The organism is Kingella kingae (assembly GCF_900475905.1).
In the GTDB taxonomy this organism is placed as follows: Bacteria; Pseudomonadota; Gammaproteobacteria; order Burkholderiales; family Neisseriaceae; genus Kingella; species Kingella kingae.
Genome location: NZ_LS483426.1, coordinates 800,351 through 821,181, shown reverse-complemented (window position 1 = coordinate 821,181; position 20,831 = coordinate 800,351). Strand labels below are relative to the sequence as shown.

The window sequence follows — 20,831 nt, the reverse complement described above, 5'->3', positions numbered from 1 at the left end:
GTATGGACAACAATATAGACATTTGGTGGCTGCTGATTCCAATTTGCATGCTGCCTGTGTTTTTTTTACTGGGCTGGCTGGCAGCGCGTGTGGACATGAAAACGGTGGTCAAACACGCCAAAACCGTTCCCGAAAATTTCTATTCGGCGGTTGATGCCTTGGTAAACGACAACAAAACCGCCGCCGCACGCTATCTATCCGAAGTGGCTCAAATGCAAAACAACGCGCACGAATTGAATTTGTCGCTGGGCAAGTTGTATCGCCAACATGGCAAAAACGACAAAGCCATTGCCCTGCACAAAGCCTTGCTGGATTCGCCCGACACGGTAAACGAAAAACGCGAACGTGTGTTATACGAACTGGGTTTGGACTACAAAAGTGCGGGTTTGGTGGATAGAGCCGAGCAAACTTTTTTGGGATTACAGTCGAGCAATATGGCAAAACAAGCCAACGAATGGCTGTTGAACATTTATCAACAAGACCGCGACTGGGAAAAAGCGATTGCCACCGCACAACTATTGGCGCACGATGAACAAACCTATCAATTTGAAATTGCTCAATTTTATTGCGAAATTGGGCAAAATCAATTCTTTCACGGCAATCTAAATGCCGCGCAAGAAGCAATGCAGGCTGCTTTGTTGGCAAATCCCAAATGCACACGCGCCAATATATTGCTGGGCGATATACACCAAAAAGAAGGCAATTACCGCTCCGCCATTGATGCCTACACCGCGATTGAAAAGCAAAACTACGCTTATTTAACCATGGTGGGCGAAAAGCTATACGATGCCTACGAAGCCTTGGGCGAAGCGCAGGCTGGTTTGGACGTGTTAATCGGCTATGCCAAAGCCTTTCCGCAAATTGATTTTTTGAACGTGATTTACGACAAATCTTTGTTGCTACACGGCGAGGCAGTTGCCAATGAAACCGCGCTGGATTTGATTCGCAGCAAACCCGATTTAAACGGCATGTATCGCCTGATTGGTTTGAGTATGCCTGATTTAAATTCGCAATGGAAAGCCGATGCCGACATGATGCGCGGTGTACTGAATCGCCAGTTGCAAAAAACATGGATGTATCGTTGTCAGCATTGCCATTTCAAATCGCAAGTGTATTTTTGGCATTGCCCTGCTTGCAACAAATGGGAAACCTTTACACCCAATAAAATTGAAGTTTAAATCACACAAAAAAGCAGCCTGCACAATTTTAAAGTGCAGGCTGCTTTTAACTTAAATATTAAGCACGTTTACGGAATTCGCCAGTGCGCGTGTCAATTTCAATTTTGTCGCCGTTTTCAACGTAAGACATCACTTGGATTTCTGTGCCGCCAACCAAACGCGCGGTTTTCATCACTTTACCAGATGTGTCGCCTTTAACTGCAGGCTCGGTGTATTCCACTTCGCGCACGATAATCGTTGGCAATTCAACAGAGATTGGGTTGCCTTCGTAGAAAGTTACTTCGCAGTCATCTTCCATGCCGTCCACGATGAATTTCAACGCATCGCCAATGTTTTCTGCTTCGATTTCGTATTGATTGAACTCGTCGTCCATAAACACATACATTGGGTCAGCAAAATAGCTGTATTTGCAGTTTTTGCGCGACAAAACAATCACGTCAAATTTGTCGTCTGCTTTAACGATGGTTTCAGACGCTGCGCCTGTCAGCAAGTTTTTCAATTTCATAGACACTTTTGCTGATGAGCGACCGCCTTTGATGTATTCGGTTTTTTGTACAACCATAGGGTCATTACCAATCATAAATACGTTACCAGCGCGCAATTCTTGTGCAGTTTTCATAAAAATATCTCTTTGTTTGTTGGTTAAAAATAAAACGCGCAATTTTAACGTAGATTGCGGCTTTAATAAAGTGCTTTGCGTTATACGAGCAAAAAAAACGCGCCTACTCAAAAGAATAGGCGCGAAGTCTACAAAGGAGAAATGCAGGAGAAATATTCAATCCCATTTCGTAACTGAACAGGACGGATTATGTACTTTTATTTCATTCTTGTCAAATAAAATTTGCATTTTCTCTGAATTTTTTCAATTTCAGCATTTTGATTGGTAGCAAAATTTCAGTTTAAAATACAAAAGCAGCCTGCATTTTGAATCGTGTGCAGGCTGCTTTGTATCAAAATAACAAGAGTAATTACTCACTTACTTCGCTGTTTTGACTGCGAATTACCAACAATGGCAAATGGCTTTGACGCATCACAGTTTCGGCAAAGCTGCCCATCAGCAAGTGCATTAAACCTGTGCGACCGTGTGTGCCAATTACGATTAAATCTGCGCCTTGTGTGTCGGCAAAATCGACCAATTCTTGCGCCATTTCTTTTTCGCCGCGCGATGCGACCAGCAAGTGTGTTTGCACGTTGGCAACGCCTGCGTTTTTGGCGGCAAGGCTGGCTTCGGCAAGCACTTCGTTACCACCCGAAATGGCGGCGGCTTCGTAGCTTTCGTGTTGCAAAAATTCGGGGGCGAGCGTCATGTATTCGCTGGGGTTGGCAACGGTTACCAAAGTCAGTTGGGCATTGCCTGCCACAGCCAAGCTAGAAGCGTGTTGCAGGGCGTTCAGTGAAGTATTGCTGCCATCTACGGCAACGACGAGATGTTTATACATAAATTACTCCATTGTTAGGTTGCACAGGCTTATACCTGTACTTTGCAGTATAATAGATGTTGTATGCTTTGTCGGCATTTTTTTCTTTTGCAGCGCAAAAAAGCAGCCTGCACTTTTTGGAAGATTTATGGAACAATCGGATTATTTGCGCCGCTTTGGTGGCATTGCGCGTTTATATGGCGAACAGGGTTTGCAGGCATTGCGTCAAGCGCACGTTTGCGTGGTGGGCGTGGGCGGCGTGGGTTCGTGGGCTGCCGAAGCGTTGGCACGAAGCGGAGTCGGCAATATCACTTTGATTGATTTGGATAATATTGCCGTGTCTAACGTCAATCGCCAGCTACACGCGCTCACGCCCGATTTTGGTAAGGCAAAAGTTCGCGCCCTGCACGAACGAATCGCACAAATCAACCCAGAATGCGCGGTACACGAAATTGAAGATTTTGTTGATGACGACAACTTGCCCGAATTATTCCCCAAGCAGCCTGCATTTGATTTTGTGATTGACGCAATTGATCAAATGCGTATCAAAACCGCGATGGTGTTGCGTTTTACCCAAACCAAACAAGCATTTATTGTGAGCGGCGGTGCAGGCGGACAGCGCAATCCTGCCTTGATTGAAAACGCGGATTTGAGCGAAACCACGCACGACCCATTGCTGTCTAATCTGCGCTACACGCTACGCAAAAAACATGGCTTTGCACGAAATGGCAAAATGCGCGTACCATGCGTGTATTCACGCGAACAGATTACGCCGCCACAAGTGCAGGCTGCTTGCGACCTCAACGCCGCGCCACAAGGTTTATCGTGTGCAGGTTATGGCGCGAGCATGCTGGTTACGGCAACTTTTGGGCTATATTGCGCGACCGCTGCAATTGAACATATTATTCGTACTCAATCATCTAAATAGGACAAAACATGGATAGCTTAACCCTTTTGACCACACGTCGTTCCACCAAAACCCTAGCCGCGCCTGCGCCAGACGAATTGCAGCTAGACAGCATTTTGCAGGCGGCAACGCAAGTGCCAGACCACGGACATTTGACCCCATGGCGTTTTGTGGTCATCCAAAGCGAAGCAGGTTTACAACGCTTTCAAACCTTGTTGCGCGACACCGTAACCCAGCTCAATTTTAGCGATGAAGCCATGAAAAAAGCGGAACGAGTTGGCGCAATGAGTCCGATGACGATTGCCGTAATTTACAGTCCCAAAGCAGGCAAACCCGAATGGGAGCAAGAATTGAGTGCAGGCTGCTCTGCCTATGCGATTCAGCTTGCCGCCAAAGCACAAGGTTTTGACAGCGTTTGGATTACGGGCATGTGGGTCAATTCGCTCCTGCTCAAAGAAGCGATGGCATGTCAGGAAAAAGAAAAAATCATCGGCTTGATGATGATTGGCACGGCAACCTGTTCGCCAGACGCACCCAAAAACAGCGATGTTGCCAAGTTCACAACCGTTTGGTAGCGCCGCATGATTCACGATAGCATTGCCAACGCCCAGCGTTATGCCGCGCTGCACCCCGATTTTGCCCAAGCCATTGCGTTGCTGCAAACGCTGGATTTCGCCGCCTTACCCGATGGGCAATATCCGATTGATAACCCGAATATTCGCCTGTTTATCGGCAGCGAACCCATGCGAACACGCGAGCAAGCCAAGCCCGAACGGCACACGCATCACATTGATATTCAAGTGCCGATTAGCGGCGCAGAAGAATATGGCTGGATAGACAAAAGCAGCCTGCACAATGGTTTAGGCTACAACGAACAGCGCGATGTCGAATTTTTTGATTGCGAACCAACAGCGTGGCTAACGGTTGATGTGGGCGAATTTGCGTTGTTTTTCCCAAATGATGCGCACGCGCCGTTGGTTGGCACAGAAGCGATGATTCGCAAGGCGGTGTTTAAGATTCGGGCATGATGTCAATCAAACAAAAAGGTCAATAAAATGTTGCCTGCTGCTAAAAATCAAGAAACACGCGCAGAATTAAACAGATTGGCACATTTAGCAGTAGAAACTGCTTATGACACCATTTCCGATAATGACCGTTCTAAATACCCCCCAGAAGAACAAAAAAGCATCGCGGAAGAACTATCAAAAGGCATTTTCCAACACTGCATGCAGAACAATGTAAATTAATGACATTTCGTAGCTAGCTTGAAAATAAATGCAGGCTGCTTTTTATTTACTACACTTTTTGGATAAACAAAAATGACAAAACAAATCGCCATTTTACGCGGAGACGGAATCGGTCCAGAAATCGTGCGCGAAGCCGTGCGCGTGTTGGACAAACTGATTAAGCAAGGCTTGGACGTGGCTTATGAATACGCGCCTTTGGGCGGCGAAGCCTACGACCAATTTGGTGCGCCGTACCCAGAATTTACGCAAAACCTGTGCCGCAAAGCAGATGCCGTGTTGCTCGGCGCGGTAGGTTCGCCACAATACGACAAATTAGACCGCCCATTGCGCCCAGAGCGCGGCTTGTTGGCAATTCGCAAAGATTTGAATTTGTTTGCGAATTTGCGCCCAGCCGTGTTGTACAAAGAATTGGCAAACGCGTCCACATTGAAACCTGAAGTCGTGGCTGGCTTGGATATTTTGATTGTGCGCGAATTAACAGGCGACATTTATTTTGGCGAACCGCGCGGCATTCGCGTGCTGGAAAATGGCGAGCGCGAAGGCTTCAACACGATGAAATACAGCGAAAGCGAAATCCGTCGCATCGCCCACGTTGCCTTCCAAGCCGCGCAAAAACGCAGCAAAAAAGTGTGCAGCGTAGGCAAAGCAAACGTGTTGGAAACCACCGAATTGTGGCGCGAAATTTTTGACGAAATCGCCCCAGAATACCCCGATGTGGAATTGAGCCACATGTATGTGGACAACGCGGCAATGCAGTTGGTTCGCGCCCCCAAACAGTTTGACGTGATGGCAACGGGCAATATTTTCGGCGACATTTTGAGTGACCAAGCGTCTATGCTGACAGGTTCGATTGGTATGCTGCCGTCTGCTTCGTTGGACGAAAACGGCAAGGGCTTGTACGAGCCGTCTCACGGTTCTGCACCTGATATTGCAGGGCAAAACAAAGCGAATCCGTTGGCGACCATTTTGTCGTTGGCGATGTTGGTGCGTTACAGCTTGAACGATGAAGCGCGTGCTGTGCAAATTGAAAACGCGGTGCAAAAAGTGTTGCAACAGGGTTTCCGCACAGGCGATATTTTTGAAGACGGTTGCCAACTGGTTTCTTGCTCGCAAATGGGCGATGCGGTGTTGGCTGCGTTGTAATTGTGATATAAAGTGCAGGCTGCTTTGCTTTTTTATCTAAATGGCTGATTTAGGTATCAAAGGGCAAAAGCAGCCTGCACTTTATTTGTATGATAACACATCACAGGAGAACAACCATGACCCAGTTAGCCTATCAAGCCATGTTAGAACAAATGACCGATTCCATTATTTTTGCCGATGAAAAAGGCGTGATTCGTTTTTGGAATACCGCCAGCAAAAAAATGTTCGGGTTTAGCGCAGCCGAAGCCTTGGGACAGAGTTTGGACATTATCATTCCCGAAAAACTACGCGCACCGCATTGGCGTGGTTTTTATGCTACGGTGCAAAGCGGCAAAACCAAGCACGATGGCAAAGCAACGCGCACCAAAGCCCTACATAAAAATGGCGAATTTATTTATGCCGAAGTCAGTTTTTGTTTGATTAAAGATGAACACGGTACGGTGTTGGGCTCGTTGTCGTCTGCGCGACCTGCTGCACCCAAAGTAGCGTAAATCAAAAAAATGAAGGGGCTGTCCTAGATAACTAGGACAGCCCCTTATAAAAAATTACCACGCTCTAACAAAGCCTACGGCTACGACCCCCTAATCCTAAACCTAGATGGCAAAGGTATTCAAACCATTGCACCATCTTCTATCAGTGCGCGTTTTGACCATGACGTAGATGGCATCGCAACCGCTACTGGTTGGACAGCAGCAGGTAATGGTATTTTGGCATTGGATTTGGATAACAACGGCAAGATTGATAGTGGTAAAGAAATTTTTGGTAATCATTCGGTTTTGTCTAATGGTGCGACAGCCGCTCATGATTATGCAGCACTGGCAGAATTAGACAGCAACAATGATGGTAAAGTAAATGCTTTGGATAAGGCATTCAATGAATTAAGAGTATGGATAGATGCTAATAGCGATGGTATTAGTCAAGTAAGCGAATTGCATACTCTAATGAGTTTAGATATTCAATCGCTTAATTTAGAACATCAAGAAAATAGCAAAGATTTAGGTAATGGCAACGGTTTAACCCATAATCGGTAGCTACACTAAAATAGCCGTTACACCGATACGGTAGAGCTGACACCTGAACAATTAAAAGCTCCTAATTTACAAGGTTTAGGGCGCTTACGTGATTTACGCTCGGTTACGCTGAATTAACCAGTAATGTTAAATAGTTTTGATATTTCAGGCAGCTTGACAGCTGATTGAAATATCAGGATTACAAAAATAAGAATAAGTCTCAAAGTTGTTGACCGTAATTTTAAATTATGATAAATTTTGTAAAATTTCTATGTAGGGAGAAGTAAAATGATTGTGGCCTGAAATGGGTGGGTGCAAGCCTACCCTTACGCTTTCTTAAGACAATTTTATAAAAGGTTAAATAAATGTATTCATGGTATCGTTTTTTTTCTTTTTCGCTATTTTTGTATCATTTATTAAATCACTTTTTTATATTCTTTTTTTTAAAGAAAATCACTTTTATATTATAAATATCATAGGAATATTATTTTTAATATGCTTATTTTTTCTCATCAAAATGAAAATAAAAAAATATTTTTATGATGTAGTGATTATGCAAATAAAAACAGATTTTCTTATGCAATATGAGTACTCTATTAAAACTAACAAGAAAAAAATCATTACCTATTTTTCGTTATCTTTTTTAATGTTACTAACGCCATATGAATTTGTTTTAAATCTCTATAATATAGAGAGTTTTTTTGGTATTTGGGTAATTACTTTAGCTGTAACTTATTCAACTATTATCCTGATTTTTCATTTATTTTTACAATGTTTATTTTCGTTTTGGATTAAGAATTAATGAGGTATATATATGAACAATAATCGTCAAAATTCTGTATGTTTTAAGTCACAAAATCAATTGGAAGATCCAATACAATGGATAATAAATTATTATAACAATTATGGTCTCCAAGCAGCTACAGATTTATCGCCTTATGTTCTTCCTGGGTTTTTAAATTATTTGGGAGAGAAAGGAATTGGTTCTGGAGGACTTGATATAGATTCAAAGTTAAAGTTATATAAAAATTTAAAAATGGCAGAAACATATACGTCTTCTACAACAAGAAAAGAAGGAGTATATAGTGCTAAAGCAATACGTCAAGATATCTTAAAGAATAAAATTCCAGAAATGCGTCAAGCAATGAAGTCTGATGTATATGCACAGACCTCGCGAATAATGAAGCATGTGGGTAACGGTTTTGCATACGCAGGGGCAACATATGAAATTGGTAAAAGTCTAGTTAATCCTGAGACAAAAACAAAAGATTTTGTTAAATCAAGTATTAAAGGTATTGGGATTTTAGGTACTACTGCAGCATTATCATTATTGCCAGCTACAATACCAATTGCATTGGGAGCAACAGTTGCTGTTGCGTCTGGAATTATGGTATCCGCACTTCTTGATGGAATAATGAAAACAGAAGAATTTAATAATTTATTTGGAGATATCGGGGAACAAGAACTTGGTCAAACATGGCAATATTTAACGGAAGATTTTTTTGATGATGTCAGTGAAACTTTTGAAGAACTTGCTAAAAAATTTATTGATGATAACTATGACATATATTCAGAAAGAATTTCTGATAGTTTAGATAATTTTCCAATCAATAAACCATGTAATAATTTTGATCCTTACCATTATAGATATAGACAATTAAATAAAAATGGCAAAGCTCACGGCTACGACCCCTTAATCCTAAACCTAGACGGCAAAGGCATTCAAACCATTGCACCATCTTCTATCAGTGCGCGTTTTGACCACAACGCAGACGGTATTGCAACTGCTACAGGCTGGACGGCAGCAGGTAACGGTATTTTGGCGTTAGATTTGGATAAAAACGGCAAAATTGATAGCGGTAAGGAAATCTTTGGTAACCATTCTGTTTTGTCTAATGGTGCGACAGCAGCTCATGGTTATGCAGCACTGGCAGAATTAGACAGTAATCACGATAATCTCATCAATCAAGCAGATGAATTGTTTAGCAGCCTGAAAGTATGACAAGACATCAATCAAGACGGCATCTCACAAGCCAATGAATTGTTTACATTACAAGCATTGGGTATTCAATCTCTTAATTTAGAACATCAAGAAAATAGCAAAGATTTAGGCAATGGCAACCGTTTAACCCATATTGGTAGCTACACTAAAATAGATGGTACAACTAGTGAAATGGGCGATGTAGAATTTGCTAGCAACAGTTTGTATAGCCGTTACACAGATACGGTAGAGCTAACTCCTGAACAATTAAAAGCTCCTAATTTACAGGGTTTAGGTCGCTTACGTGATTTACGCTCGATTACGCTGAATTAACCAGTAATGTTAAATAGTTTTGATATTTCAGGCAGCCTGAAAGTTGATTGAAGTATCAGAATTATAAAAATAAGAACAAGTCTCAAAGTTGTCGACCGTAATTTTAAATTGTGGTAATTTTTGTAAAATTTCTGTTGCAAGGATAAGTTAATGAGTAACTTGAAATGCGTGGGTGCAAGCACCCACCCTACGCTTGCTTAACCAGATTTAGGAGTGTTCTATGGAATTCAAAATATTGCCATATTTTTTATTTATTTCACTAATACTATTAACTGGCTGTGAAGATAGAACCTATCATCATGTAGGTTTGGAGTTTGCAAAAGAATATAAGCGTATTTATCAAAAAACAGATTGTGAAAAGATTTGGTTTAGTCAAAATTCAGAAGGAGTAAGTATTTCTATTTTTTCATTTTGTAAAAATTCTATTCCATTTGTAAGCCAACAGGCTTATTTACTTCATAAAAAATATCATATCACTATTCATGTAGAATTTTTTAAACAAAGTAGAGAGGAATATGTAGAAATATTTTTGAAACCTAAACCAACTATTGAATTTATTTTTAGATAAATTTTTAGGAGAATTATTATGGCATATAGTATAGAAGTTAGGGTCGATACATTTGCAGATGATGTAATACCTCACACGTTTATTGTTCTTACTGATGAAAATGGAAATAAGCGTGGGTATGGTTTTGCACCAGAAACAAGCCATAGTTTACAGGGTAATGGAAAGATTTTTGATGATACTGATCATAAATATTCAGCTACAACAGGAAAAATTCCGCTTACTCAAGAACAATATCAAAATATGATAAATTATATTAATGAAAGTACAGCAAATCCACCACAATATAACCTATTCTTTGGTAGCCATTGTGCAACTTGGGCGTTAAATGTATTAGATAAAGGTAATATTAATTCATTAGTAACACCAAGTTTAGATCCTGAAAATATTGTGACAGATGTTAGTCAAACTGTAATATTTAACCCATATACCCAGTATTTAAATATAAAAATTAATCAAATATTTAGTAAAGCTTCTGCGGCGTATAGTCAAACAAAAGCAGACTTTAATAACAGTGTAGATAAATTCAAAAATTCCATAAATGACTTTGTTCAGGATGCCAAAGGTGCAGCAAATGAGTTTTCAAAAGATGCACAAGAAAGCTGGAATAAATTTAATCAAGCCAGTCAAGAAATTTATAATGACATGGTTAATAATGCCAGCGAAAAAATAGAGGACGCTGCCGATTTTGCACAAAAAATGAGCCAAGAGCTTCAAGATGCTGCAAAATCTTTGGAGCAAGATTTAAAAGATGCTGGTGAAGCTGCTAGGGGCTATTGACAATTCAAAAAAAGAGGCAAAGGATTTAAGATATTGTTTCCACACAACCATCCTAAACCTTTGCCATGTCCCGAAACACGCTTACAAATGAAACATGGTCAAGACTGTTACCTATTTTGAAACAGCTTGGCATTTATCGCAAGAAAAATTTACGCAAAACAGTAGAAGGTATCCTGTTTCACTTACGTACAGGCTGCCAATGGGCTGATATACCTAGTTATTTTGGTAAAGCAAACAGCCTTTACCAAAGTTTCAATCACTGGTCTAAACGCGGTATTTTTACCAAATTATTTAAACATTTGGCAGATACACCCGATATAGAATGGGTCTTTATGGACGGTAGCCATATCCGTGTTCATCAACACGGCATGGGTAAAAAATCCATTGTGCATCAAGCTGTCGGTAAGAGTATCGGAGGTCATACGTCTAAAATTCATTTAGCGGTTGATGCTTGTGGTAATCCAATTGAATTTATGATTACAGCTGGTAATGTAAATGAGATTGTTGTTGCGCCTGATTTATTGGCACAATTGGACTTAAGTGATAATGAAACCGTGTGTGCTGATAGAGGTTTTGACAGTGATACTTTTCGTCGGTTAATTCATTCTAAGAACCTGTATTCACAAACAACTATTTGATAAATTTTAATATTTGTGAAATATACCCTAGTTTAACAAAATTTTCAGCAGATAAATTCGTCTGCTCAAAATCTTTTGCTAAACGTCGAGACCAACCTAACCATGCAAACGTTCGTTCTACAATCCAACGTTTGGGCAGAATATGCCAAGAAATATCTTGAATTCTCTTTGAAATCTCAACAGTTAAACCCAATTGCTCTGATACTTCACGCTCAAATGTATTCCGATAACCTGCGTCTGCACAGAAACCTTTTAAACTCGGATAGGTCTCAAACGCTTTTTTTGCTACAAAAATACCTGCTTTTGTGTCATGAATATTGGCTGCATGAATCACAACAGACAATAGATTACCCAACGTATCAACAGCTATATGTCGCTTACGACCTTTGATTTTTTTACCTCCATCAAAACCTTTATCATGTGCGCTAGAAGCTGTTTTGACGCTTTGTGAATCAATAATGGCATAAGTTGGCATTGCTTGTTTTTGATGGATTAAACGTTTTTTTGAACCAATGCCAAAAGAATTCTATCCCATAAGCCTGATTGATTGGCTCTGCGATAGAAACTCCATACGGTTGAATAAGGTGGAAAATCATTGGGCAGCATACGCCATTGGCAACCTGTTTTGGTAATGTAAAAAAACGGCATTCACTAATTGACGTTTATCCCATTTGTAGTGGCGTAGCTGGTTAAAATGTGGCTCAATCGCTTGCCATTGGGCATCTGTTAAGTCTGTTGGGTAGGATTTTCTAGTCATAAAGATATTTTATCATTTTTGTGAATACAGGTTCTAAACTATCTAGGGTTGTGATATTTGAAAATTACGGTACTTTTTACGGTATTTATTATTTTTTAAAATTTAATTTTATTTAAAATCATATTTTTATATATTCTTTTAAAGTCTCGCTGTCAAAAAAACAGCCCCATTTTGGGGCTTTTTTCTTGTCCAATACCGTACAACGCCGTAAACAAAGTAATTGATTTACAAAGAATAATTTTCAAATAGCCCTATTGTGCAGGCTGCTTGTAGTTCAATATCGTACAATTCAATCAAATTGCATCAACATAAAATTTACGGTATTTTTTACAGCATTTCAAAAATTCCCTAAAAAAATACCGCGCCATAAGTATCATACCAATACACATCTCTCAATGCAGGTTTACCCCTATCCGCACACGTTTTATAATCCACGCATCAAAATCATTCTAATCGCACACCATGAACATTTTTCCCACCACCTTGCGCCCAGCCAAATTAAGCGACTGTCCCGACATTTTGCGCGTTCATCGCCATGCCGTCCGTTATACTTGCTTACAAAGCTACACACCCGAAATCATGGACGCATGGTTATCGCTGCTGCACCCCGAAAGCTACCACGAAACCATCAACAGCCCCGACAAAGCCCTGTGGCTGATTGAATACGAAAACACCGTGCAAGGCTTTTTCCAGCTAGACTACCAAGAAGCCCAGCTAGATGCGTTATATGTCCACCCCTTTGTGCATAACCACGGGCTAGGTACAGCCCTATTACAACGCGCCGAAGCCCTTGCCATACAAGCCGATTTAAGTTTATTGAGTTTGTACGCATCACTCAATTCCGTGGCGTTTTATCAGCTTAACCGCTATCAATCCTTGGGCGATGCGATTATGCCGCTCAACCAAAATGTGAGTGCAGGCTGCTGTTTAATGCGAAAATATTTATTGTAAAAACAAACCAATACTTATTTAAAAAAAATAATGATTGACGAATCTCGGTTAGCAAAAATATAATCGCGTCTTTCTGAAACGGAGTAATGGCTGAGAGGCTGAAGGCACACCCCTGCTAAGGGTGCATCTGGGCTATAACCTGGATCGAGGGTTCGAATCCCTCTTACTCCGCCAAATATAAACCCCTTGAATTATTTCAAGGGGCTTTATTTTTATCTATGCACTAACAAAGTGCAGGCTGCTTTTATAGTGGATTAAATTTAGATTAGGACAAGGCGACAACGACCGCCGTGTACAGCTAGTACATAAAAGGGAGTTGGCAACGCTGTACTAATCTAAATTTAATTTAATTCACTATAAATACTCAAAAGCAGCCTGCACTTTTATATATCCGACTAAATCACTCAACAAACTATGTTAAAATCGCGCCACAAAATCAACATCAAGGAATACACATCATGGCTTTACTACAAATTGCAGAACCGAATATGTCCACCGCGCCACACCAACACCGTTTGGCGGTCGGCATAGATTTAGGCACAACCAACAGCTTAGTCGCCACCGTAAGAAGCGGCTCAGCAACCTGCCTGCCCGATGAAAACGGCGCAGTGGTTGTGCCTTCGGTTGTGCGCTATTTGGGCAACGAGCAAACCATTGTCGGCAAAAAAGCACTGGAACAACAAAAGATTGACCCACAAAACACCATTTCGTCAGCTAAACGACTAATCGGGCGCAAATTAGCCGAAATTGATGTTTCACATCTGCCATACCGTTTCGGCAAATCCGAAAAAATCATTGAATTGCAAACAAAAAATGGCGCAAAAACGCCGATTGACGTGTCCGCCGACATTTTGCGCGAACTGAAAACACGCGCCGAAAACAGCTTGGGCGGCGAACTGGTGGGCGCGGTGATTACTGTCCCTGCCTATTTTGATGATGCGCAACGCCAAGCCACGAAAGACGCGGCGCGTTTGGCTGGCTTGAACGTGTTGCGGTTGCTGAACGAGCCGACCGCCGCCGCGATTGCCTACGGTTTGGACAATGGCGCGGAAGGCACGTTTGTGGTGTACGATTTGGGCGGTGGCACGTTTGATGTGTCGGTGTTGGAATTGTCCAAAGGCTTGTTCCAAGTGAAAGCGACTGGCGGCAATTCTGCGCTCGGCGGCGATGATTTTGACCACCGTTTATTTTGCCATATCGTTGAAAATAATCAGCTTTCATTGACCGATGAACGCGATATTCAATTATTGTTTGGCTTGGTTCGTGTGGCAAAAGAAGAATTGAGCAGGCTGCCTGAAACGCGCATTCAGGCAGCATTGAGCAACGGCAAAACGCTGGACACAACGATTACGCGCACGGAATTTCACGCTTTAACACAGCATTTGGTCGCCAAAACGATTGAACCAGTCAAACAAGCATTAAAAGACGCTGGCGCAAGCAAATCCGACATCAAAGGCGTGATTATGGTCGGCGGCGCAACGAGAATGCTGCACGTTCAGCAAGCGGTTGGCGCGTTTTTCGGGCAAACGCCATTGAACAATTTGAACCCTGACCAAGTGGTTGCATTGGGTGCGGCAATGCAGGCGAATGTGTTGGCTGGCAACAAAAATGACGGCGAGTGGCTGCTGTTGGACGTAACGCCTTTGTCTTTGGGATTAGAGACTTACGGCGGTTTGGCGGAAAAAATTATTCCGCGCAATTCCACTTTGCCAACGGCGCGAGCGCAGGAATTTACCACGTTCAAAGACGGTCAAACAGCTATGACGATTCACGTTGTGCAAGGCGAGCGTGAATTGGTGGCGGATTGCCGCAGTTTGGCGAAATTTACCTTGCGCGGTATTCCGCCGATGGTGGCTGGCGCGGCGCGTATTCGTGTTACATTTCAAGTAGATGCGGACGGTTTGTTGTCGGTGTCGGCGCGTGAGCAAACGACTGGCGTTCAAGCGCAAATTGAAGTGAAGCCGTCTTACGGTTTGGACGATGACACGATTACACAGATGTTGCGCGACAGCATGAGCAACGCGAAAGACGATGCCGCTGCCCGTGCGCGTGCCGAAGCGAAAGTGGAAGCGGAAAGTTTGATTGATGCGATTCAGGCAGCGTTAGAATTGGATTCTGATTTATTGAGTGAAGATGAATTGAATAAAATCAATGGCTTGATTGCGCGATTGAATGCGAGTTTAGCCGCGCATACGGCGGAGCAAATTCGCGCACTAGTCCATGAATTAACCCACGCGACTGATGATTTTGCCGCGAAACGCATGGATAGGAATATTCAGCGTGCGTTGGGTGGGGTAAACGTGGCGGATTTATAAACATAAGGGCTATTTTCACAAGCGGAAATGGCCCTTATTTTTGTGCCTCTTTCAATAGCTATATTGTGCAACAATCGCTAAAATGCAGGCTGCTTTTGGCTTATAAACAAGGATAAGCATGGATACATTATTAAGCATGAAAGTATTTTGCCAAGTGGTGCAAAGTGGCAGCTTTACTCGGGCGGCGGATTTGTTGGATATTTCCATTCCTATGGCAAGCAAACACGTTGCCCACTTGGAAAAAAACGTGGGCGCACAGTTGCTGTATCGCAATAATCGCAGCCTAAAACTAACCGAACAAGGCGAGCGTTATTTTCAAGATTGCAGCACCGCGTTGGAATTGCTGGCACAAGCCGCAGAATCGGCGCAGGCTGGCACAAGCAAGCCACAAGGCTTGTTGCGAATTTCCGCACCTGTTTGGTTTGCGTGCGACCATTTTGCCCACTTATTGCACGAATACCAAACGCTGTATCCCGATGTTGAACTGATGCTCACACTCACCAATCAGCGCGTCGATTTAAACAGCGACGGCGAAGACCTTGCCCTGCGTTTAACGCACACATTAGCCGACAACATCATCGCCAAACCCTTGGGCAAGATTCCGTTTTATTTAGCGGCATCGCCCAGCTATATCGCCCAACACGGACAGCCTACACACCCCGATGAATTGTCGCAACATCAAGCCGTATTGCAATCTTATGTTGATTTGTCGCAGCTATCGGGCGAGTACAAAGGGCAAAGAATCAACTTACAGCTCAACGGCAAAATTCGCAGCAACCACACACAAATGCTGGCATCGCTCATTCGTGCAGGGGCAGGCATCGGCTACATTCCAGCGTGGCTTGCCGATGACGATTTACGTGCAGGACGATTAATCCGCCTGCTGCCCGATTGCCAAATGCAAGACCCACCGCTGTATGCCGTGTATGCCAATCGCCAGTTCATGAAAGCCAAAGTGCGTAGTTTTATTGATTTTATGGCGCAGAAATGCCAGTCATAAAAGTGCAGGCTGCTTTTTAATCACGAACATGGCGTATCGCCGCCATACCCACTCTTAAATTAGCAAAAGTTGCACGATTCGCTTTCCAAATCCAATAAAAGCAGCCTGCACTTTTCCCCTTTACATTTTTACTTTTTAAACAAGGAACAAACATCATGCAAGACAACAAAACATGGTCAGGACGCTTCAACGAACCTGTTTCCGAATTAGTCAAACAATACACAGGTTCGATTGATTTTGACAAACGCTTGGCGCATTGGGACATTCAAGGTTCGCTGGCACACGCGCAAATGTTGCACGAAGCGGGCGTATTGTCGGCGCAAGATTTGGCGGAAATTCAACGCGGTATGGCGGAAATCAAGGCAGATATTGATTCAGGCAGCCTGCAATGGTCGCTGGATTTGGAAGACGTGCATATGAATATTGAACGCCGCTTAACCGACAAAATTGGCGACGCTGGCAAACGCTTGCACACAGGACGCAGCCGCAACGACCAAGTGGCAACCGATATTCGCCTGTGGTTGCGCGATGAAATTACCGTGATTCGCAGTTTAATCAAAAACTTGCAAACATCGTTGGTGGAACTCGCCGAGCAAAACGCGGAAACGGTTATGCCAGGTTTTACCCATTTGCAAGTGGCGCAACCTGTGAGCTTTGGGCATCACATGTTGGCATATGTGGAAATGCTGGGGCGCGACGATGAGCGCATGGCGGACTGCCGCAAGCGCGTGAACCGCATGCCATTGGGCGCGGCGGCGTTGGCTGGCACGACTTACCCGATTCAGCGCGAAACAACGGCGCATTTGCTGGGTTTTGAGCAGATTTGCCAAAACTCGTTGGACGCGGTGTCTGACCGTGATTTTGTGATTGAATTTACGGCGGCGGCGAGTTTGCTGATGGTGCATTTAAGCCGTTTGAGCGAAGAATTGATTTTGTGGATGTCGCCGCGTTTTGGTTTTATTGATATTGCCGACCGTTTTTGTACGGGTTCGTCCATCATGCCGCAAAAGAAAAATCCTGATGTGCCTGAATTGGTGCGCGGTAAATCGGGGCGCGTGATTGGACATCTTACTGGTTTGATTATGTTGATGAAATCGCAACCGTTGGCGTACAACAAAGACAATCAAGAAGACAAAGAGCCGCTTTTTGATACGGTGGACACCGTGATTGACACGCTGCGAATTTATGCCGATATGATGCACGGCGTTACCGTGAAACCTGAAAATATGCGCGCTGCCGTCATGCAAGGTTTTGCGACTGCAACCGATTTGGCGGATTATCTGGTGAAAAAAGGCTTGCCGTTCCGCGATTCGCATGAAGTGGTGGCGTTGGCGGTGCGTCATGCGGATTCGCAAAAATGTGATTTGAGTGAATTGCCGTTGGACGTGTTGCGCGGATTTAGCGATTTGATTGCGGACGATGTGTACGCGGTGCTGACCCCCGAAGGCAGCCTGAATGCGCGTAATCATATTGGCGGTACTGCGCCTGAACAAGTGCGTTATCAGGTGGCGCGTTGGAAGGAATTATTAACGGAGAACTAAATGCGCGTTTTCATGTTGCAGGCTGCTTTGCTATTGAGCTTATCGGGCTGTGGTTTGGTCAGCAATACTTCACCTTGGAATGAGCGTTGCTCTGCCCCAAAAACCACGTCCAATGGTATGCTGGCAATTAAAGACGGCGAAACGCTCAAATGCCAAATTCGCGTGTTTACCAGCAATATGGGTTGCAGCGAAAAATTCACCAATGCACAAGGTGATGACGGCTTGGCTTGCACCAATAGCGAAGGCAAAGGCGCAATCTTTTTCTTTGATAACAATGGTGTACTCAAAAGCCATGAATTTTTGAGTAAATAAAAGTGCAGGCTGCTTTTTCCACAGAAATCCGTCAAAAAGCAGCCTGCACTTTTATTCAATGCACCTCAAATTTAACCAAAATCAAAAAAATTAACAAATCTATACACTTTTCATTTGTTATGGTATATTATTTGTAAAAATAATTTCAAACCAATGCGTGTTTACCCAAACAGCGCATTTTTTATTTTATCGTGAATTAAATTCAAACCAGTACCGCGTTGCCAACTCCCTTATGTACTAGATGTACACGGCAGTCGTTGTCGCCTTGTCCTGATTTAAATTTAATCCACTACATACAAAGGGAATAGCACAATGAAATCAAACAAATGGAATTTAAAACCAATCTGGCTAATGTTAATCGCCCTACCCGCTTGGGCAGACAATGTCCAAGATTTGCCCAACACAACTGTTTCTGGCAAACGCTTGCCCATATCAGGCAGTCAATTAGACAGCGGCAGCAAAGCCACGCTTGATGCAGCTACTTTGCAAACCACTCGTGCGCCATCGCTCGGTCAAACGCTGGAACGCATCAGCGGTGTGCATAACAGCAGCTTTGGCGCGAACAATGGTTTGCCACAAATTCGCAGCTTAACAGGCTCGCGGGTTTACATCAGCGAAAATGGCTTGGGAATTGCCGATATGGCAGCAATGTCGGGCAATATGCCCACCGCGGTTGAGCCATTTTTGGCAGATAAAATTAGCGTGCAAAAATCATCGGCTGCGGTTTTGTATGGTGGCAATGCGGTGGGCGGTGCGGTAACAGTGGAAACAGGTTTGATTCCTAACCAGCTACCCGAACAACCAATTGGCGGCAAAGTAGAAATCAGCGGCGGCTACAACACGCCACACAGCGAGCTATTTCGCTTGGACGGCACAGCTGGCAATGTGGCATGGCATATTGACGGTGCAAACAGCCAAATTTCGGGCTACAAAATTCCATCGTACAACAAAATGGCAGCCTGCCGAGACGGCACAGCAATTATGGGCGACCATTCATTAGAATTGAGTTGCCAAGCCTTTCCGCAATATGAAGAATTTTTCAACAAAGCCCATTTTGCTTATGTAGATAACCGATATTTACAAAAAGGGAAAGATTTTTTAGATGACTGGGGCTTGGGGCTGGGCGATGTCTATAAAGAAAAAAAACCAAACTGGTTTGACAACAGTATGTGGATAAAAAATCCACTCTACGACCCAAATGAAACCGAAGGCTATGGCAAACGCCTGACTGAACTAATCCAAAAATCGCCCGATGTCAAAGGCAAAATGCCCAATAGCCACGCCCATCGACAATCGGCATCGGCTGGCATCAGCTATATTGGCGAGCGTGGTTATATCGGCATGGGCATCAGCCGTTATCGTCATGTTTATGGCGTACCGGGGTATGTTGCCACACTATCAAGCGCAGGCGATGAATTGCGAACCGCTCCTGTAAACATAGATACCACGCAAACTCGTTGGCAAATAGACGCGCAATATCACCCAGCCACGCCATGGTTAGACAATATTCGCGCGCAATTTGCCTACACCAACGCACAAAATAAAGAATTATTGGGCGAACATTTGGCAAACAGCTTAAACAGCCATATACGACAAGCACGATTGGAAGCCAATATCCACCCAACCGATTGGTGGAAAGGCACATTGGGCTTGGATTGGCGCAACCGCAGCACCAACGGTCAAGGCAAAGACCGCTATTTGCCCAACACACGCACCCAAGAATATGGCTTATTCGCGCTACAAAAATTCAGCGCAGGACAATGGTCTGGCGATATAGGCGCACGATATGGCAAAGTACATCAACAAGCCTTTTTGCAGGATTACACCCCTTCACGCGGCTTAACCGAGGGCTATATTAAGCAACACAACAACAAAACCTTTCAGTTGCGAAGTTATCAAGCCAATTTAACGTGGCAGCCTGCACTTTTTTGGCAAACAGGCATTCGCTGGACTCATTCGCAACGCGCACCCGATGTAAACGAATTGTTTGCCAGCAACCGTCATCACGCCATTCTGGCAAACGAACATGGCGACCCACGCTTGAAACCAGAAACCGCCAAAACATGGGAATGGCACAATCAATTCAACATTGGAAATAGCCAAATTAACGTAAACCACTACCAAACCCAATTCCACGATTATTTGTATTTGGGTTCATCTGGCACAACCAAAGACGGACACATGCCATACAAAGAATGGCGACAAGGCGATACCAAAATCAGCGGTTGGGAAGTGGATTGGCAACATCAATTTGATTTAGCAAGCTATGGTAAATTGCAGACACGCGTATTTGCCGATTGGGTTAAAAATCGTGCCGTATCGTGTGGTTCGGACAACCCTGCTCATGCCGATTTTGGTAAATATGTTCGCTGCAAAAACGATGGCGCATACATGCCCAAATTGCCAACCACGCGCTATGGCGTCGGTTTAACGTGGCAAAAAAACGCTTGGAATATTGCCACTTCGCTCACGCATTATCGTCCGCAAAAACACTTGGGGCGCAACGTCAATCCCGAGCCTGATTTGGGCGGCTACACACTGTGGGATTTGTACGCCAGCTACACGCACCATATCGCACAAAGCGAATTGGAATGGTTTGTTGATGCGCGAAATTTGAGCAACACCGAAGCGCGTCCACATAATTCCACGCTTAAATACTTGACACCTTTGGCAGGGCGTTCGGTTCGCGTTGGTTTGAAAATGAGCTTCTAGTTGGTTAATAAAAAGTGCAGGCTGCTTTTTCTACGAAAATCCG

21 protein-coding genes, 1 tRNA gene and 2 pseudogenes are annotated in these 20,831 nt (G+C 43.5%); 19 read left to right on the top strand and 5 right to left on the bottom strand.

Annotated features, from left to right (window positions below):
- Positions 1-2 precede the first annotated feature (2 nt).
- Positions 3-1,178, top strand: a complete 1,176-nt coding sequence (lapB, locus tag DQN52_RS04425; protein ID WP_003785351.1) for a lipopolysaccharide assembly protein LapB — start codon at positions 3-5, stop codon at positions 1,176-1,178.
- 58 nt (positions 1,179-1,236) lie between these two features.
- Here lapB and efp read toward each other — a convergent pair whose 3' ends face one another.
- Entirely contained in the window at positions 1,237-1,797 is a 561-nt protein-coding gene (gene efp / locus DQN52_RS04420) for an elongation factor P (protein WP_003789334.1), read from the bottom strand.
- 349 nt (positions 1,798-2,146) lie between these two features.
- Positions 2,147-2,617, bottom strand: coding sequence for a universal stress protein (locus tag DQN52_RS04415; RefSeq protein WP_003785348.1), 471 nt, complete (start codon positions 2,615-2,617; stop codon positions 2,147-2,149).
- A gap of 127 nt (positions 2,618-2,744) precedes the next feature.
- On the opposite strand from DQN52_RS04415, the gene DQN52_RS04410 reads away from it, so the two are divergent.
- The 11 genes and pseudogenes from DQN52_RS04410 to DQN52_RS04355 form a co-directional block, all read left to right on the top strand.
- On the top strand, positions 2,745-3,524 hold the full coding sequence (locus DQN52_RS04410; protein ID WP_003785346.1) for a tRNA threonylcarbamoyladenosine dehydratase: 780 nt from the start codon (positions 2,745-2,747) through the stop codon (positions 3,522-3,524).
- Between the two features lie 8 nt (positions 3,525-3,532).
- Positions 3,533-4,078 (top strand): nitroreductase family protein, encoded by a 546-nt coding sequence (locus DQN52_RS04405; RefSeq protein ID WP_003785344.1) that lies wholly within the window; start codon positions 3,533-3,535, stop codon positions 4,076-4,078.
- Positions 4,079-4,084: 6 nt separating this feature from the next.
- Positions 4,085-4,531, top strand: coding sequence for a YhcH/YjgK/YiaL family protein (locus tag DQN52_RS04400; RefSeq protein WP_003785342.1), 447 nt, complete (start codon positions 4,085-4,087; stop codon positions 4,529-4,531).
- A 27-nt stretch (positions 4,532-4,558) separates the two neighbouring features.
- Positions 4,559-4,750 carry a hypothetical protein gene (locus tag DQN52_RS04395; RefSeq protein ID WP_003785341.1) on the top strand — a complete coding sequence of 64 codons (192 nt, stop codon included), beginning with the start codon at positions 4,559-4,561 and terminating at the stop codon, positions 4,748-4,750.
- A gap of 72 nt (positions 4,751-4,822) precedes the next feature.
- Positions 4,823-5,893 (top strand): 3-isopropylmalate dehydrogenase, encoded by a 1,071-nt coding sequence (gene leuB / locus DQN52_RS04390; RefSeq protein ID WP_003785340.1) that lies wholly within the window; start codon positions 4,823-4,825, stop codon positions 5,891-5,893.
- Between the two features lie 116 nt (positions 5,894-6,009).
- Entirely contained in the window at positions 6,010-6,384 is a 375-nt protein-coding gene (locus tag DQN52_RS04385; protein WP_003785339.1) for a PAS domain-containing protein, read from the top strand.
- A gap of 222 nt (positions 6,385-6,606) precedes the next feature.
- Complete coding sequence (locus tag DQN52_RS04380) at positions 6,607-6,924, top strand: hypothetical protein (RefSeq protein ID WP_003789318.1); 318 nt, start codon at positions 6,607-6,609, stop codon at positions 6,922-6,924.
- Positions 6,925-8,563: 1,639 nt separating this feature from the next.
- A pseudogene (locus DQN52_RS04370) lies at positions 8,564-9,199 on the top strand (iron-regulated protein FrpC); the annotation flags it as partial.
- A 238-nt stretch (positions 9,200-9,437) separates the two neighbouring features.
- Positions 9,438-9,785: a hypothetical protein gene (locus DQN52_RS04365; RefSeq protein ID WP_003785334.1), complete on the top strand. Its 348-nt coding sequence runs from the start codon at positions 9,438-9,440 to the stop codon at positions 9,783-9,785.
- A gap of 18 nt (positions 9,786-9,803) precedes the next feature.
- Positions 9,804-10,562, top strand: a complete 759-nt coding sequence (locus DQN52_RS04360; protein ID WP_003785329.1) for a hypothetical protein — start codon at positions 9,804-9,806, stop codon at positions 10,560-10,562.
- A gap of 65 nt (positions 10,563-10,627) precedes the next feature.
- A pseudogene (locus DQN52_RS04355) lies at positions 10,628-11,173 on the top strand (IS5 family transposase); the annotation flags it as partial.
- Between the two features lie 19 nt (positions 11,174-11,192).
- Here the strand turns inward: DQN52_RS04355 and DQN52_RS11130 are convergent.
- From DQN52_RS11130 to DQN52_RS11120, 3 genes are read right to left on the bottom strand one after another with little or no spacing between them, the layout of a single operon-like run.
- Positions 11,193-11,693: an IS5 family transposase gene (locus DQN52_RS11130; RefSeq protein ID WP_269148494.1), complete on the bottom strand. Its 501-nt coding sequence runs from the start codon at positions 11,691-11,693 to the stop codon at positions 11,193-11,195.
- On the bottom strand, positions 11,693-11,806 hold the full coding sequence (locus DQN52_RS11125) for a transposase (RefSeq protein WP_089152897.1): 114 nt from the start codon (positions 11,804-11,806) through the stop codon (positions 11,693-11,695). The genes DQN52_RS11130 and DQN52_RS11125 overlap by 1 nt, the downstream gene beginning before the upstream one ends.
- A complete protein-coding gene (locus DQN52_RS11120) occupies positions 11,793-11,957 on the bottom strand; it encodes a transposase (RefSeq protein ID WP_081353475.1) in 165 nt (54 codons plus the stop codon). The genes DQN52_RS11125 and DQN52_RS11120 overlap by 14 nt, the downstream gene beginning before the upstream one ends.
- Before the next feature lie 462 nt (positions 11,958-12,419).
- Between DQN52_RS11120 and DQN52_RS04335 the strand changes: the two genes are divergently transcribed.
- The 7 genes from DQN52_RS04335 to DQN52_RS04305 all read left to right on the top strand — a co-directional run bounded on the left by DQN52_RS04335 (position 12,420) and on the right by DQN52_RS04305 (position 20,788).
- The gene (locus tag DQN52_RS04335) at positions 12,420-12,908 is read left to right on the top strand and encodes a GNAT family N-acetyltransferase (RefSeq protein WP_003785327.1); all 489 of its coding nucleotides are present in this window, start codon (positions 12,420-12,422) and stop codon (positions 12,906-12,908) included.
- An 80-nt stretch (positions 12,909-12,988) separates the two neighbouring features.
- Positions 12,989-13,082, top strand: a tRNA-Ser gene (locus DQN52_RS04330).
- A gap of 284 nt (positions 13,083-13,366) precedes the next feature.
- The gene (gene hscA / locus DQN52_RS04325) at positions 13,367-15,223 is read left to right on the top strand and encodes a Fe-S protein assembly chaperone HscA (protein ID WP_003785324.1); all 1,857 of its coding nucleotides are present in this window, start codon (positions 13,367-13,369) and stop codon (positions 15,221-15,223) included.
- Positions 15,224-15,341: 118 nt separating this feature from the next.
- On the top strand, positions 15,342-16,223 hold the full coding sequence (locus DQN52_RS04320; protein WP_003785322.1) for a LysR family transcriptional regulator: 882 nt from the start codon (positions 15,342-15,344) through the stop codon (positions 16,221-16,223).
- Positions 16,224-16,378: 155 nt separating this feature from the next.
- A complete protein-coding gene (gene argH / locus DQN52_RS04315) occupies positions 16,379-17,764 on the top strand; it encodes an argininosuccinate lyase (protein WP_003785320.1) in 1,386 nt (461 codons plus the stop codon).
- On the top strand, positions 17,765-18,076 hold the full coding sequence (locus DQN52_RS04310; RefSeq protein ID WP_003791268.1) for a hypothetical protein: 312 nt from the start codon (positions 17,765-17,767) through the stop codon (positions 18,074-18,076).
- A gap of 312 nt (positions 18,077-18,388) precedes the next feature.
- Complete coding sequence (locus DQN52_RS04305) at positions 18,389-20,788, top strand: TonB-dependent receptor (protein ID WP_019389527.1); 2,400 nt, start codon at positions 18,389-18,391, stop codon at positions 20,786-20,788.
- Positions 20,789-20,831 lie beyond the last annotated feature (43 nt).

What these genes read in the sequence shown, in the direction of transcription:
- lapB (WP_003785351.1), top strand. Translation starts at nt 3, where the DNA reads ATGGACAACAATATAGACATTTGGTGGCTGCTGATTCCAATTTGCATG.
- efp (WP_003789334.1), bottom strand. Translation starts at nt 1,797, where the DNA reads ATGAAAACTGCACAAGAATTGCGCGCTGGTAACGTATTTATGATTGGT.
- DQN52_RS04415 (WP_003785348.1), bottom strand. Translation starts at nt 2,617, where the DNA reads ATGTATAAACATCTCGTCGTTGCCGTAGATGGCAGCAATACTTCACTG.
- DQN52_RS04410 (WP_003785346.1), top strand. Translation starts at nt 2,745, where the DNA reads ATGGAACAATCGGATTATTTGCGCCGCTTTGGTGGCATTGCGCGTTTA.
- DQN52_RS04405 (WP_003785344.1), top strand. Translation starts at nt 3,533, where the DNA reads ATGGATAGCTTAACCCTTTTGACCACACGTCGTTCCACCAAAACCCTA.
- DQN52_RS04400 (WP_003785342.1), top strand. Translation starts at nt 4,085, where the DNA reads ATGATTCACGATAGCATTGCCAACGCCCAGCGTTATGCCGCGCTGCAC.
- DQN52_RS04395 (WP_003785341.1), top strand. Translation starts at nt 4,559, where the DNA reads ATGTTGCCTGCTGCTAAAAATCAAGAAACACGCGCAGAATTAAACAGA.
- leuB (WP_003785340.1), top strand. Translation starts at nt 4,823, where the DNA reads ATGACAAAACAAATCGCCATTTTACGCGGAGACGGAATCGGTCCAGAA.
- DQN52_RS04385 (WP_003785339.1), top strand. Translation starts at nt 6,010, where the DNA reads ATGACCCAGTTAGCCTATCAAGCCATGTTAGAACAAATGACCGATTCC.
- DQN52_RS04365 (WP_003785334.1), top strand. Translation starts at nt 9,438, where the DNA reads ATGGAATTCAAAATATTGCCATATTTTTTATTTATTTCACTAATACTA.
- DQN52_RS04360 (WP_003785329.1), top strand. Translation starts at nt 9,804, where the DNA reads ATGGCATATAGTATAGAAGTTAGGGTCGATACATTTGCAGATGATGTA.
- DQN52_RS11125 (WP_089152897.1), bottom strand. Translation starts at nt 11,806, where the DNA reads ATGCTGCCCAATGATTTTCCACCTTATTCAACCGTATGGAGTTTCTAT.
- DQN52_RS11120 (WP_081353475.1), bottom strand. Translation starts at nt 11,957, where the DNA reads ATGACTAGAAAATCCTACCCAACAGACTTAACAGATGCCCAATGGCAA.
- DQN52_RS04335 (WP_003785327.1), top strand. Translation starts at nt 12,420, where the DNA reads ATGAACATTTTTCCCACCACCTTGCGCCCAGCCAAATTAAGCGACTGT.
- hscA (WP_003785324.1), top strand. Translation starts at nt 13,367, where the DNA reads ATGGCTTTACTACAAATTGCAGAACCGAATATGTCCACCGCGCCACAC.
- DQN52_RS04320 (WP_003785322.1), top strand. Translation starts at nt 15,342, where the DNA reads ATGGATACATTATTAAGCATGAAAGTATTTTGCCAAGTGGTGCAAAGT.
- argH (WP_003785320.1), top strand. Translation starts at nt 16,379, where the DNA reads ATGCAAGACAACAAAACATGGTCAGGACGCTTCAACGAACCTGTTTCC.
- DQN52_RS04310 (WP_003791268.1), top strand. Translation starts at nt 17,765, where the DNA reads ATGCGCGTTTTCATGTTGCAGGCTGCTTTGCTATTGAGCTTATCGGGC.
- DQN52_RS04305 (WP_019389527.1), top strand. Translation starts at nt 18,389, where the DNA reads ATGAAATCAAACAAATGGAATTTAAAACCAATCTGGCTAATGTTAATC.